Source organism: Streptomyces zinciresistens K42, from assembly GCF_000225525.1.
Taxonomy (GTDB): Bacteria; Actinomycetota; Actinomycetes; order Streptomycetales; family Streptomycetaceae; genus Streptomyces; species Streptomyces zinciresistens.
The window spans coordinates 18919-32656 of sequence record NZ_AGBF01000062.1 but is presented as its reverse complement, the minus strand read 5'-3'; the positions used below and the strand labels follow the sequence as shown (position 1 = coordinate 32656).

Sequence of the window (13738 nt, the reverse complement as noted above, 5' to 3'; positions counted from 1 at the left end):
GAGGCGGCCGCGGCACGCGCCCGGCGCCTGAAGGTCCTCGCGCGCCGCAGGCGCACCACCGTGGTCCTCTTCCTCGCCTTCACCCTCGGCGCGATCGTCGCCGCGGTCGGCGGACTCGGACTCCTGTGGGCGCCCGGCGTCCCCGCCGTCCTGCTCAGCGGGTACATCGCCTACCTGCGCAGCCAGGAGCGGCGCCGCTTCACCTACCAGATGGACCGGCGCCGCGCCGAGGTCGCCGCGCAGCGGCTGCGCGAGCGCGCCCGCCAGTCGCGCCGCCGCGGCGCCGCCGACACCGGCTGCGACCTCCCCGACGCCGACGAGGGGCCCGAACCAGCCACCGGGACCGGCATGTCCACGCTCGCCGCGGACCGGCGCGCCCTAGTGGAGCAGACCGACCACGCCGAGTGGGTCGACCAGCAGCGCGAGCGGCAGTTGCGGCCCGGACACGGCGACAGCTGGGACCCGGTCCCCGTGCCCCTGCCGACGTACGTGACCGCCCCGGTCGCCCCCCGCGCCACCGCCGACGTCGACCTCGGCGCCCCGGACGCGTGGAGCTCGGCCCGCTCCGGCCCCGTCGCCCGGGAGGACGAGACGGCGGCCGGCGCGGCCCCCGCCGCGCAGCCGGGGCAGGCCGAGGAGAGCGGGCGCGACGACGACCGCGCGGAGGGAGGCGGCCGTAACGACCGCAGGGCCGCCTCCGCCCGCCGGGCACGCGAGCGCGGCCGCACCCCGCTGTTCGACCAGTACGAAGAGGGCGACCGGCCCCGGGCCGCCAACGAATGACCGGCACCCGCCGACGGCCCCCGGCCTGCCCGGAACGGATTTCCAAGCAGGCCGATCGGGGTGCTAAAGTTTCACTCGTTGCAAGGGCCTGTGGCGCAGTCCGGTAGCGCACCTCGTTCGCATCGAGGGGGCCAGGGGTTCGAATCCCCTCAGGTCCACGCACGACTGTTCTTGAGTTAGCTCGGGAGCGGTTGACGAGATCCCGCCGATCTTCTTGATCGGTCGGGATCTTCGTCGTTTCCGGGGTCTGTCCGAGGGTGTTGGGGGTGGTGGACGGCGGCGGACGTGGAGCGTGGCCGTGCCGCTGTCCCGCGTTTCCGTGTCGCGCGCATCGCAGCGGGCCCCGGGGTGCCGGGGCCGCTGCGATGCGTTCGGTGAGTTGCGACCGCACCAACTTCCGGGCAAACCCGGATAGTTGAAAGGTCCCGTCCGATCGGTTGATCGGACGGGACCTTCGCCTTCCCGGGAGGGCGGGCGCGGGGCCCGCCCGGGAGGGTCACAGGGACTTGGCGTAGCACAGGCTCAGTTCGTGGAAGCGGTAGTAGCCGAACTTCCCGCACGGCTCGTAGCCGCTCGACGCGTACAGCGCCACCGCCTCCGGCTGCTTGGCGCCGGTCTCCAGCACCATGCGGCTGCGCCCCGCCGCCCGCGCGTCCTCCTCCAGCGCGGCCAGGATGCGCCGGGCGAGGCCGCGGCCGCGCATCTGTTCCACGACGTACATCCGCTTGAGCTCGGCGTCCCCGTCTGCGTTGCCCTCGCCGTTCTCGTCCTGGCGCCGCCAGCCGCCGGAGGCGACCGGGTCGCCCGCCGGGTCGTAGGCGACCAGGTAGAGCCCGTTCGGCGGCGCGAAGTCGGCCGCGGCCAGGGGGGTGGCGTCGCCGCCGTCGCCGTAGCGGACGCCGTACTCGGCCTGCACCTGGTCGTTGAGCTTGATCGCGTCGGGGTGGTCGAAGGGGACGGGGCGTATGTGCATGCTGGATACCGTAAATCAATTCAATGGCCTGAGGATTCCAGGACCGGACAGCGTCCAGTGTGCCGGTAAAGTGCCCGGGTGCTCACTGTGACCTCTGTGAATGTGAACGGGCTGCGGGCCGCCGCGAAAAAGGGCTTCGTGGAGTGGCTCGCCGCCACCGAAGCCGACGTGGTGTGCCTCCAGGAGGTCCGCGCGGAGCCGCACCAGCTGCCCGAGCACGTGCGCGCGCCCGACGGCTGGCACGTCCTGCACGCCCCCGCCGCCGCCAAAGGCCGCGCCGGCGTCTCGCTGTACACGCGCCGCGAGCCCGACCGGGTCCGGGTCGGCTTCGGATCGGACGAGTTCGACGCGAGCGGCCGTTACGCGGAGGCCGACCTCCCGGGTGTGACGATCGCCTCCCTCTACCTGCCCTCCGGCGAGGCCGGAACCGAGCGCCAGGAGGAGAAGTCCCGCTTCACGGGCGAGTTCCTGGCCCATCTGAAGGCCCTGCGCGAGCGCGCCGCCGCAGACGGCCGCGAGGTGCTGGTCTGCGGCGACTGGAACATCGCCCACCGGCAGGCCGACCTCAGGAACTGGCGCGCCAACACCAAGAACTCCGGGTTCCTGCCGGAGGAGCGGGAGTGGCTGTCCCGGGTCCTCGATCCGGCGGACGGCGGCTACGTCGACGTCGTGCGGTCGCTGCACCCGGACGTCGAGGGGCCGTACTCGTGGTGGTCGTACCGCGGGCGGGCCTTCGACAGCGACACGGGCTGGCGCATCGACTACCACGTGGCGACGCCGGGGCTCGCCGCGAAGGCGCGCAAGGGGCATGTCGAGCGCGCCGCCACGCACGCCGAACGCTGGTCGGACCACGCCCCCGTGACGGTGGTCTACGACCGTTAGAAGGCGCCAGACCCGCTGGGCCCCTCAGGCCCGCCGGACCCCTCAGGCCGCTGGCCCCGCTGGGGTCCCTCGCCGTGCTCGCCGTCCCTGCGCAGGCGGCGGTCCAGGGCCAGGGAGAGCTCCGCTTCGACGACGCTGCGGGCCAGGGGGCGCAGCCGCTGGACGGCGTCCTCCTCCTCGGTGTGGCGCAGGACCAGGTCGGCGAACATGTCGGCCAGCGCGTCGACGTGTTCGCGCACGCGCCTGCCGGCCGCCAGGACCTCCGCGAGGGGGATGCCCTCGCGGACCAGGGCGGAGGAGACGTCCAGCAGGCGGCGGCTGATGTGGACGATCTCGTCGCCGTCGGTGCCGAGATAGCCGAGGTCCAGGGCGGCCGCGAGGTTGTCCGGGGTGACCTGGCCCTCGAAGCGGGCGGCCAGTTCCTCGGGGGTGAGGCGGACCGGCTCCTCCTCGGTGGGGGTGACGCCGAGGACGTCGGCGACGTCGCGGCCGTGGTCGAGGGCCTCGGCCAGCTCCGCTATCCCGGTGAGGGTGTGGCCGCGCTCCAGCAGCGCCGCGATGGTGCGCAGCCGGGCCAGGTGGTGGTCGTCGTACCAGGCGATGCGGCCCTCGCGGCGCGGGGGCGGGATCAGCTTGCGTTCGCGGTAGAAGCGCAGGGTGCGCACCGTGATGCCGGCCAGGCGGGCCAGTTCCTCCCTGCGGTACTCACGGATCTCGGTCACTCGGGAACCTTAGTTCGTACCGGCGGTAACTTTCCTCGGCAGCCCCCTACCGGTCGGTACGGACCTCCTCTAGTCTCCCCACTGTGCCAGTGTTCACTGGCGCGGTTCCTGGTGGAGCAAGGAGGCACAGGCATGGCCGAACGCGAACATGTGCGGGTCGCGGTCATCGGGTCCGGGTTCGGCGGGCTGGGAGCCGCCGTGCGGCTGCGGCGCGAGGGCGTCACCGACTTCGTCGTCCTGGAGCGGGCCGGCAGCGTCGGCGGCACCTGGCGGGACAACAGCTATCCGGGATGCGCGTGCGACGTGCCGTCCCATCTGTACTCGTTCTCCTTCGCGCCCCACCCCGACTGGCCGCGCGCCTTCTCCGGGCAGGAGCACATCCGCGCCTACCTGGAGCACGTCACGGACGTCTTCGGGCTGCGGCCGCACCTCCGCTTCGACGCGGAGGTGCTGCGGATGACCTGGAACGGCGAGCGGCTGTGCTGGGACATCGAGACAGCCGGCGGGGACCTGTCCGCCGACCTCGTCGTCTCCGCCACCGGACCGCTCTCCGACCCGAAGATCCCGGACATCCCGGGCCTGGACACCTTCCCCGGCAAGGTCTTCCACTCCGCCCGCTGGGACCACGACTACGACCTGAGCGGCAAGCGCGTCGCCATGGTGGGCACCGGCGCCTCCGCCATCCAGATCGTGCCGGCCGTCCAGCCGCGGGTGGAGCGCCTCACCCTCTTCCAGCGCACCCCGCCCTGGGTCATGCCCCGCATGGACCGCGCCATCAGCGGTGCCGAGCGCGCCCTGCACCGGGCCCTGCCCTTCACCACCCGGCTGCGCCGCGGACTGCTGTGGGGCATCCGGGAGTTGCAGGTCCAGGCGTTCACCAAGCGGCCCAACGAACTCGGCATGATCGAGAGCCTGGCCAAGCGGAACATGGCGCGGGCCGTCAAGGACCCGGCGCTGCGCGCCAAGCTGACCCCCGACTACCGCATCGGCTGCAAGCGGATCCTGCTGTCGAGCGAGTACTACCCGGCGCTGGCCCGGCCCAACGTGGACGTCGTCGCGAGCGGGCTGGGCGAGATCCGCGGCTCGACGCTCGTCGCCGCGGACGGCAGCGAGGCCGAGGCCGACGCGATCGTCTTCGGCACGGGCTTCCGCGTCACCGACATGCCCATCGCCGAGCGGGTGGTGGGCGCCGAGGGCCGCACCCTCGCCGAGGTGTGGAAGGGCGGGATGGAGGCGCTGCGCGGCGCGTCCGCCGCCGGGTTCCCCAACTGGGTGTCGATCATCGGCCCCAACACGGGCCTCGGCAACTCCTCGATGATCCTGATGATCGAGTCCCAGCTGAACTATCTCGCCGACTATCTGCGCCAGTTGGACGTCCTGGGCGGCCGGGTCGCCCTGGACGCCCGGCCGGGCGCGGTGAGCGACTGGAACCGGCGGGTGCAGGAGCGGATGAAGCGGACCGTGTGGAACACGGGCGGCTGCACGAGCTGGTACCTGGACGCGAACGGCCGCAACACCACCATCTGGCCGGGCACGACCGCGGAGTTCCGGCGGGCCACCCGGCGCGTCGACCTCGGCGAGTACCGCGTGGTGCGGCCCGCCGCCGGCGGAGGCGGGGCACGGGAGACGGCCGCGGAGGTGTCCGCGTGAGCCGGCTGACCGCGGCGGCCCTCGGGCCCTACGCCCCGCCCGTCCCCGCCCGTGAGCTGACGGCCGTCTCCGCCGACGGCGCGCGGCTGCACGTCGAGGTGCACGGGCCCGAGGGCGCGCCCGCCGTCGTCCTCGCGCACGGCTGGACCTGCTCCACGGCCTTCTGGGCCGCGCAGATACGCGAACTGGCCGCCGACCACCGGGTGATCGCCTACGATCAGCGCGGCCACGGCCGCAGCCCGGCGAGTCGGGCGTGCAGCCCCGAGGCCCTCGCCGACGACCTCGAAGCCGTCCTCGGCGCCGCCCTCGCGCCCGGTGAGAAGGCCGTGGTCGCCGGGCACTCCATGGGCGGCATGACGGTGCTGGCCGCCGCGGCTCGCCCGGTGTTCCGCGCGCACACCGCCGCCGTCCTGCTGTGCAGCACGGGAGCCTCGCGGCTGGTCGCCGAGTCGACGGTGCTGCCGCTGCGGCCGGGACGGCTGCGGACCTGGCTGACCGGGCGGGTCCTCGGCTCGCGCGCACCGCTCGGACCGGTCACGCCGGTGGCCCGCGCGATCCTCAAGTACGCCACGATGGGCCCGGGTTCGGCCCCGCACATGGTCGAGGCGTGCGCGCGGATCGTGCACGCCTGCCCGCGCCGGGCCCGCCACGCCTGGTCGCGCGTCCTCGATCTGCTCGATCTCGACGACGGGGTGCGGGAGTTGACGGTGCCGACGGCGGTGGTCGTCGGCACGGCCGACCGGCTGACCCCTCCCGTGCACACCCGTTCGCTGGCGGCGGCCCTGCCGCACTGCCTCGGCGTCACCGAACTGCCGGGCCTCGGGCACATGACGCCCGTCGAGGCTCCCGAGCTGGTGACCGGGAGGATACGGGAACTCGCCGGCACGTACGCACAGACCGGCACGTACGCACAGACCGGCACGGACGCACAGACCGGCACGGACGCACAGACCGGCACGGACCCGCACAGCGAGACGGACTCGCAGGTCAAGGAGGGCGCATGAGCAGGGTGAGCCTCGAAGGGCAGGTCGCCGTCGTCACGGGCGCGGCACGGGGCGTGGGGGAACTGCTCGCGCGCAAGCTCTCGGCGCGGGGCGCCGCGGTGGCGCTGGTCGGGCTGGAGCCGGACGCCCTCAAACAGGTCTCGGAGCGGCTGCACGGCGACAGCGGGCACTGGCACGCCGACGTCACCGACCACGCGGCGATGGCGCAGGTGGCCCGGGAGGTGAAGGAGCGGTTCGGGAAGGCCGACATCGTCGTGGCCAACGCCGGTGTGGCGACCGGCGGTCCGTTCGCCGACTCCGACCCGGACGCCTGGCGGCGGGTCATCGAGGTCAACCTCATCGGATCGGCGGTGACGGCACGGGCGTTCCTGCCGCTGCTGACGGAGAGCCGCGGCTATCTGCTCCAGATCGCCTCGCTCGCGGCGATCACACCGGCGCCGATGATGACGGCGTACTGCGCGTCGAAGTCGGGCGTGGAGGCGTACGCGCACAGCCTGCGGGCCGAAGTCGGCCACCGGGGCGTGCGGGTGGGTGTCGGGTATCTGTCCTGGACGGACACCGACATGGTGCGCGGCGCCGATCAGGACGACGTGATGCGGGAGTTGAGGCAGCGGCTGCCGTGGCCGTCCAACAAGACGTATCCGCTGGGCCCGGCCGTCGACCGGATCGTGGCCGGGATCGAGCGGCGCTCCAGCCATGTCTACGGGCAGTGGTGGCTGCGCGGGATGCAGGGGGTGCGCGGGTATCTGCCGGGCCTCATCGGCACGGTGGGGCAGCGGGAGATGCGGCGGTTCGCGGACCGGCTGGACGGCATGCGCACGGGACTGGTCGGAGCGGGCGGTGCGGCCGACGAGCAGCACAGGACTACGCGGCGTAACTGATCGACATGCGCAGGGTGATGGGGCGTGTGAATCTGGTCGAGGCCCCAGCGAGGGGCCGCCCCACCCACTACGGGAGTGAACCCACATGGGCATGAAGGACCAGTTCCAGGAGAAGTCCGAGCAGCTCCAGCAGCGTGCGCGCCAGCACGGCCAGCAGCCGGAGCGCGACCGCGAGCCCGGTCGCGAGCCCGGCCGCGACCGCGACCGTGAGCGTCCGCAGCGCGAGGAGGAGCCCCGCCGCATGCGCGAGGACGAGCCCCGCCGTATGCGCGAGGACGAGGAGCGCTTCGACCTGGACTACGACCGGTAGGTCGGCGCGGTGAGGACGCGGGGTGCCCCCTTCAGGGAGGGCGCCCCGTGTCTGCCGTGCGCCGCGTCTGCCGTGCGCCGGGGCGCTTCGCGCGCGGTCCGTCAGGAGGCGGGCCGGGGCGGCAGCTTCGGGCGGGAGCGGTCCGGGACGCGGGAGCGGTCCGGGGGAGTCGCGGCGGGCTCGGACTCAAGGAGTTCCAGGGCCAGTTCGACGGCGTCGGCGAGCTGGGCGTGGCGGCCCTCCGCCCAGTCCAGGGGGGTGCGCAGGATCTCCAGGTCCGGGGTGACGCCCTTGTTCTCTACGGACCAGCCGTAGGCGTCGAACCAGGCCGCGTTCATCGGGACCGTGATCACCGTGCCGTCGCCGAGGCGGTGCCGGCCGGTCATGCCGACCACCCCGCCCCAGGTGCGCTGGCCGACGACGGGCCCGAGCCCCAGCAGCTTGAAGGCCGCGGTGATCATGTCGCCGTCCGAGGAGGTCGCCTCGTCGGCGAGGGCGACGACCGGGCCGCGAGGGGCGTTCGAGGCGTACGACACCGGCTCGGCGTCGCGCGTGAGGTCCCAGCCGAGGACGGTGCGGGTCAGCTTCTCCACGACGAGTTCGCTGATGTGGCCGCCCGCGTTGCCGCGCACGTCGACGATGAGGGCGGGGCGGGACATCTCCCGGCGCAGATCCCGGTTGAACTGCGCCCAGCCCGAGCCGCCCATGTCGGGGATGTGCAGATAGCCGCACCGCCCGCCGCTCAACTCCCCCACCACGGCCCGGCGTTTGGCGACCCAGTCCTGGTAGCGCAGGGGGCGTTCGTCGGTGAGCGGCACGACCGCCACCCGGCGGGCGCCGCCCGCCTCGCCCCCGGCCGGGGTGAAGGTGAGCTCGACGGTGGTCCCGCCGGCCGCGGCGAGCAGCGGCGCGGGCCCGGTGACGGGATGCACGGGGCGGCCGTCGACGTGGGTGAGCACCGCGCCCTCGCGGATGCCGGTGCCGGCCAGCGGGGAGCGGGCCTTGGAGTCGGAGGACTCGCCGGGCAGGATGCGCCGGACCGTCCAGCCCTCGTCGCGGCGGGTGAGGTTGGCGCCCAGCAGGCCCTGGCGCCGCTGGCAGTGCGCGGGCCCCTCGTTGCGGCGGGCGGGGGTGACGTACGCGTGGGAGGTGCCCAGTTCGCCGAGCACCTCGCGCAGCAGGTCGGCGAAGTCGTCGGGGGAGGCGACCCGTTCGACCAGCGGGCGGTACTGGTCGAGGACGGCGTCCCAGTCGATGCCGCACATGCCCGGGTCCCAGAAGTAGGCCCGGATCAGCCGGCCCGCCTCGTCGTAGGACTGCCGCCACTCCGCGGCGGGGTCCACCTCGTGCAGGATGCGGCGCGCGTCGATCCACACGACGCTGTCCCCGTCGCCGGACTCGGTGGCCGGGATCGCCCGCAGCTCGCCCTCGTCGACCACGACCAGCCGGCTGCCGTCGCCGCTCACCGCGAACCAGTCCAGGTGGTCGACGAGTTCGGTCTTCTTGGCCTTGCCGATGGTGAAGTGTTCGAGGGTGGGCCGCCCGGTCGTGTCGTCGGGGTTGGCGAACGTCTCGCCGAGCGCGCCCGAGATCGGCCAGCGCAGCCAGACCAGCCCGCCGCCCGTGACGGGGTGCAGCGCCGAGTACTTGGAGGCGGCGACCGGGAAGGGCGTCACCCGGCTCGCCAGGCCCTCGGTCTCGACGGTGGTCGTGCCCGCCTCGCCGCCCTCCTCGTCCCGTGCCGGGTCCAGTCCGCCCGCGGCGGGGCGGCCCTCCGGGGTCAGCGCGAAGGGGGAGGGGGTGGCCGAGGACAGGGGCACGAGATAGGGCCGGCAGCCCAGGGGGAAGGAGAGGTCGCCGGTGTGGACGTCGTAGACGGGGTCGAAGCCCCGCCAGGAGAGGAACGCCAGATAGCGGCCGTCGCGGGTGAAGACCGGGTTCTCGTCCTCGAAGCGGCCGTCGGTGACGTCGACGACCAGCCGGTCCTTCATCCGCGCCAGCTTGATCTGGCGCAGGGAGCGGCCGATCCCGGGGTGCGACCACGTCAGCCACGTCCCGTCGGGGGAGAAGGCGAGGTCGCGCACGGGCCCGTTGGCCGACCGGATCAGCTCGGTGACCGCGCCGCCCCCGGAGGCGGGGTCCTCGGTCGTGTCGAGCAGGAGCAGCCTGCCGTCGTGCGAGGCGAGGGCGAGGCGTTCGCCGCCGGGGTCGGCGACCATCTCCAGGACGCGGCCCAGCTCGCCGGAGGCCAGCCGGCGGGGCTCGCGGTGGCCGGTGGCGCGCGGCAGGGAGGCGATCTCGACGGCGTCCTCGCCCTCGGCGTCCGTCACATAGGCGACCTGGCCGAGCGGGCCGAGCATCTCGGGGAGCCGGACCCGGACCCCCGGGGTGTCGGTGAGGGTGCGGGCCGGGCCGTCGCGGTGGGTCAGCCAGTACAGGCTGCCGCGTACGACGACCGCGCTGGCGCGGCCGGTCTCGTCGACGGAGAGGCCGTCGAGGTGCTGGGCGGCGGGCACCTGGTAGGGGCGGCGGCCCGGACTCGGCCCGCCCAGGCGCACGTCGAGGCGGCGCGGCCCGGAGTCGGCGGCGAGGTCGTCCACGATCCACAGGTCGCCCGCGCACTGGTACACCACGCGGGTGCCGTCGCTGGAGGCGTGCCGGGCGTAGAAGGCGTCGTGGTCGGTGTGCCGGCGCAGGTCAGAGCCGTCGCGGGCGCAGGAGTAGAGGTTGCCGACGCCCTCGTGGTCGGAGAGGAAGGCGATGCGGCCGCCGGCGAACATGGGGGAGTGCAGATGGCCGTCGAGGCCGGCGAGCAGCCGTTCGCAGTGCAGCCACAGCCGGCCGGTGGCGCCGCCGCGGTAGCGCTTCCAGGAGGCGGGCTCGTGCGGCGGGGTGCCGGTCAGCAGCAGGGTCCGGCGCTCGCCGTCGAGGTCGGCGACCTGGATGTCGGCGCACGGGCCCCAGGGCAGCCTGCGGCCGGGGTCGCCGTCGGGGCGGACCTTGTAGGCCCAGGTGTAGTGGGAGAAGGGCTCGCCGTGGGAGGCGACGGCGAGGACGGTGCCGTCGGGGCTCCAGCCGCACACCTGGGTGTCGGCCGAGCCCCAGTGGGTGAGCCGGACGCCGGGGCCGCCCTCGACGTCGATCAGATGGATCTCGGGGACGAGGGTGCGCCAGCTCGTGTAGGCGATGCGGCGGCCCTCGGGGCAGAAGCGCGGGTGGCCGATCTTGGTGCGGTCCACGGTGAGCCGCCAGGCGCGGCCCGGCCCGTCCAGCGGGGCCAGCCAGAGGTCGTCCTCGGCCTCGAAGCACAACAGGTCGCCGCTCAGATGCGGTAGGCGCAGGTAGCTCACCTCCCCATGCTTGGGCGCGGGGCGGACCGGGGCAAGTCGTGACATGCGGGGCGCGAGTGCCGTCCGGGCGGGGGTGTGGAGGCGGGTTCGGGCGGGCCGGGCGGGGGTTCGGCGCCGCGTGACCCAGAACACGAACGAAACCGTTTCGTTTCGTTTGAGGGTGCGTTATCGTCGTGGTGTACGAAACCGTGTCGTTCGGAGCAGAAGGGTGGCGGCGATGGCCGAGGTGTCGACCGCGCGGCGCACGCGCATCACCCCCGAACGGGAGGCCGAGCTGTACGCGGCCGTCCTCGATCTGCTCCGGGAGGTCGGCTACGACGCCCTCACCATGGACGCCGTGGCGGCCCGCACCCGGTCCAGCAAGGCGACGCTCTACCGCCAGTGGGGCGGCAAGCCGGAGCTGGTGGCGAAGGCGATCCGGCACAACAAGCCGGGCGGTGCCGACGACGTCGACACCGGGAGCCTGCGGGGCGACCTGCGCGCCCTCACCTACCGTGAGGACGACTGCACCATGCAGCAGAACGCCGCGCTGATGCGCGGTCTGTTCATGGCGGTGCACGGAAACCCTGATCTCCTGCAGGCGTTCAGGGAACTCCTCGTCGAGCCGGAGATGGACGAGTTCCGCCGGATCATGCAACGGGCCGTCGACCGCGGTGAGATCCGCGCCGACCGTCCCGCGCTGGACTACGTGGTGCACATGATCGTCGGCGCGTTCGCCACGCGCTCGCTGATCGACGACCGGCCGCCCACGCAGGACTTCCTCATGTCGTACATCGACGCCGTGGTCCTCCCCGCCCTCGGCGTCCCCGTCCCCTGACGGGTCCCCTTCACCCCCATGCACGCAAGCCCATCCTCCTGACGTATCCGCTCACGTCGTCGGGCTGATCACCCCTGCCCAGCACCAACCCACGACCTGACCGGGAGTAGCCCCCGTGGCCACGTTCCTCTACAAACTCGGCCGGCTCGCCTTCAGGCGACGCCACGCCGTCGCCCTCGTCTGGATCGCGCTGCTCACCCTCGCGGGCGTCGGCGCCGCCACCGCCCCGAGCGCGGGCTCCACCTCCTTCTCGATCCCCGGCACCGAGGCGCAGAAAGCCTTCGACCTGCTGGAGGAACGTTTCCCCGGGATGAGCGCCGACGGCGCCACCGCCCGGGTCGTCTTCAAGGCGCCCGAGGGCCGGAAGATGACCGACCCCGGGAACAAGGCGACCGTGAAGGACGCCGTGCGGGAGCTGTCCGACGGCTCCGAGGTCACCTCCGTCGCCGACCCCTACGCCGCGCGCGCCGTCAGCCGCGACGGCACGACCGCCTACGCCTCGGTGCGCTACGACGTCTCCGGCATGGAGCTGAAGGACGCCTCGCGCCAGGCGCTGGAGGAGGCCGCGCAGTCGGCCCGCGACGCCGGGCTGACCGTGGAGGTCGGCGGTGACGCCCTCCAGACGACACCCGCGACCGGCACCACGGAGATCATCGGCATCGCCGTCGCCGCGGTCGTCCTCGTCATCACCTTCGGCTCCCTGCTCGCCGCGGGACTCCCGCTGCTGACCGCCCTCATCGGCGTCGGCATCGGCATCTCCACGATCACCGCGCTCGCGAGCGCCCTGGAACTGGGCTCCACCACCTCCACGCTGGCGATGATGATCGGCCTCGCGGTCGGCATCGACTACGCCCTGTTCATCGTCTCCCGCTACCGCGCGGAACTCGCCGAGGGCCGCGAGCGGGAGGAGGCGGCCGGACGGGCCGTCGGCACCGCGGGCTCCGCGGTGGTCTTCGCCGGCCTCACCGTGGTCATCGCCCTGGTCGGCCTGTCGGTGGTCAACATCCCGATGCTGACCAAGATGGGCGTCGCCGCGGCCGGCACGGTCGTCGTCGCGGTGCTCATCGCCCTGACCATGGTCCCGGCCCTGCTCGGCTACGCCGGGCGCCGGGTGCGCCCCGCCGGTGCCAAGAGCCGCCGGACCCGCGGCGGCCGGGCCGAGGCGACGGCCGCCGGCGGACCCGCCAGGCCCAACATGGGCACCCGCTGGGCCTCCTTCGTCGTCCGCCGCCCCGTCGCCGTCCTGCTCCTGGGCGTCCTCGGTCTCGGCGCCGCGGCCATCCCCGCGAGCTCCCTCGAACTGGGCCTGCCCGACGACGGCTCGCAGCCCGTCTCCACCACCCAGCGCCGCGCCTACGACCTGCTCTCCGACGGGTTCGGCCCCGGCTTCAACGGCCCCCTGATGGTCGTGGTCGACGCCAAGGGCGCCGACGACCCCAAGGCCGTCTTCGACCGGGTCGGCAACGACATCGAGGGCCTGGACAACGTCACCACGGTCACGCCCGCGGCACCCAACAAGGAGGGCGACACCGCCACCATCACCGTCGTCCCGGACGCCAAGCCCTCGTCGGCCCGGACCCAGGACCTCGTGCACGCCATCCGCGCCCAGGGCGCCCGGGTGACCGCCGCCACCGACGCGGACGTGCTGGTCACCGGCTCCACCGCGATGAACATCGACGTCTCGCAGAAGCTGAACGACGCCCTGCTGCCCTATCTGGCGCTGGTCGTCGGGCTTGCCTTCCTGCTGCTGATCGTGGTCTTCCGCTCGGTGCTGGTCCCGCTGAAGGCGGCGCTCGGCTTCCTGCTGAGCGTGCTGGCCGCCCTCGGCGCGGTCGTCGCGGTCTTCCAGTGGGGCTGGTTCGCGGGCCTCATGGGCGTGGAGCAGACCGGCCCGGTGATGTCCATGATGCCGATCTTCATGGTCGGCGTGGTCTTCGGCCTCGCGATGGACTACGAGGTGTTCCTCGTGACCCGGATGCGCGAGGCGTACGTCCACGGGGAGAAGCCGGGCCAGGCCGTGGTCACCGGCTTCAGGCACGGCGCCCGGGTCGTCACCGCGGCCGCGGTGATCATGATCGCGGTGTTCGCGGGCTTCATCGGCTCCAGCGAGTCCATGGTCAAGATGATCGGCTTCGGCCTCGCGATCGCGGTGTTCTTCGACGCCTTCCTCGTGCGCATGGCCGTCGTCCCGGCCGTCCTGGCCCTGCTGGGCAAGCGGGCCTGGTGGCTGCCGGCGTGGCTGGACCGCGCCCTGCCCAACGTCGACGTCGAGGGCGAGGGCCTGCGCGGCCGGGGCGAGTCCGGCAAGGACGCCGACCCCGACGAGGACCGCGTGCCGGCCCGCGTGTGACCGCGGGCGACCGGGA

At 73.5% G+C, this 13738-nt stretch carries 10 protein-coding genes, 1 tRNA gene and 1 pseudogene; 9 read left to right on the top strand and 3 right to left on the bottom strand.

What is annotated here, in order from left to right:
- Both SZN_RS18675 and SZN_RS18670 read left to right on the top strand, forming a co-directional pair.
- Positions 1-783 (top strand): annotated as a pseudogene (locus SZN_RS18675) (hypothetical protein); the annotation flags it as partial.
- 84 nt (positions 784-867) lie between these two features.
- A tRNA-Ala gene (locus SZN_RS18670) sits at positions 868-941 on the top strand.
- Positions 942-1279: 338 nt separating this feature from the next.
- On the opposite strand, the gene SZN_RS18665 is transcribed toward SZN_RS18670, so the two are convergent.
- Positions 1280-1756 (bottom strand): GNAT family N-acetyltransferase, encoded by a 477-nt coding sequence (locus tag SZN_RS18665; protein ID WP_007497298.1) that lies wholly within the window; start codon positions 1754-1756, stop codon positions 1280-1282.
- A 78-nt stretch (positions 1757-1834) separates the two neighbouring features.
- On the opposite strand from SZN_RS18665, the gene SZN_RS18660 reads away from it, so the two are divergent.
- Positions 1835-2638: an exodeoxyribonuclease III gene (locus SZN_RS18660; protein WP_043731619.1), complete on the top strand. Its 804-nt coding sequence runs from the start codon at positions 1835-1837 to the stop codon at positions 2636-2638.
- On the opposite strand, the gene SZN_RS18655 is transcribed toward SZN_RS18660, so the two are convergent.
- Entirely contained in the window at positions 2635-3360 is a 726-nt protein-coding gene (locus SZN_RS18655; protein WP_007497294.1) for a MerR family transcriptional regulator, read from the bottom strand. The two genes, SZN_RS18660 and SZN_RS18655, sit on opposite strands and share 4 nt — an antisense overlap.
- Before the next feature lie 132 nt (positions 3361-3492).
- Here SZN_RS18655 and SZN_RS18650 point away from each other — a divergent pair, with 132 nt between their 5' ends.
- The 4 genes from SZN_RS18650 (at position 3493) to SZN_RS18635 (ending at position 7205) form a co-directional block, all read left to right on the top strand.
- Positions 3493-5010, top strand: a complete 1518-nt coding sequence (locus SZN_RS18650; RefSeq protein WP_007497292.1) for a flavin-containing monooxygenase — start codon at positions 3493-3495, stop codon at positions 5008-5010.
- Complete coding sequence (locus tag SZN_RS18645) at positions 5007-6014, top strand: alpha/beta fold hydrolase (protein WP_007497290.1); 1008 nt, start codon at positions 5007-5009, stop codon at positions 6012-6014. Before SZN_RS18650 ends, SZN_RS18645 begins: the two co-directional genes overlap by 4 nt.
- Positions 6011-6895, top strand: a complete 885-nt coding sequence (locus SZN_RS18640; RefSeq protein ID WP_007497288.1) for an SDR family oxidoreductase — start codon at positions 6011-6013, stop codon at positions 6893-6895. Before SZN_RS18645 ends, SZN_RS18640 begins: the two co-directional genes overlap by 4 nt.
- A gap of 85 nt (positions 6896-6980) precedes the next feature.
- Positions 6981-7205, top strand: coding sequence for a hypothetical protein (locus SZN_RS18635; RefSeq protein WP_007497286.1), 225 nt, complete (start codon positions 6981-6983; stop codon positions 7203-7205).
- Positions 7206-7306: 101 nt separating this feature from the next.
- On the opposite strand, the gene SZN_RS18630 is transcribed toward SZN_RS18635, so the two are convergent.
- Positions 7307-10555, bottom strand: coding sequence for a S41 family peptidase (locus tag SZN_RS18630; RefSeq protein WP_007497284.1), 3249 nt, complete (start codon positions 10553-10555; stop codon positions 7307-7309).
- 217 nt (positions 10556-10772) lie between these two features.
- Between SZN_RS18630 and SZN_RS18625 the strand changes: the two genes are divergently transcribed.
- Positions 10773-11372 carry a TetR/AcrR family transcriptional regulator gene (locus SZN_RS18625; RefSeq protein WP_007497282.1) on the top strand — a complete coding sequence of 200 codons (600 nt, stop codon included), beginning with the start codon at positions 10773-10775 and terminating at the stop codon, positions 11370-11372.
- A 115-nt stretch (positions 11373-11487) separates the two neighbouring features.
- Positions 11488-13722, top strand: coding sequence for an MMPL family transporter (locus tag SZN_RS18620; RefSeq protein WP_007497280.1), 2235 nt, complete (start codon positions 11488-11490; stop codon positions 13720-13722).
- Positions 13723-13738: the final 16 nt, after the last annotated feature.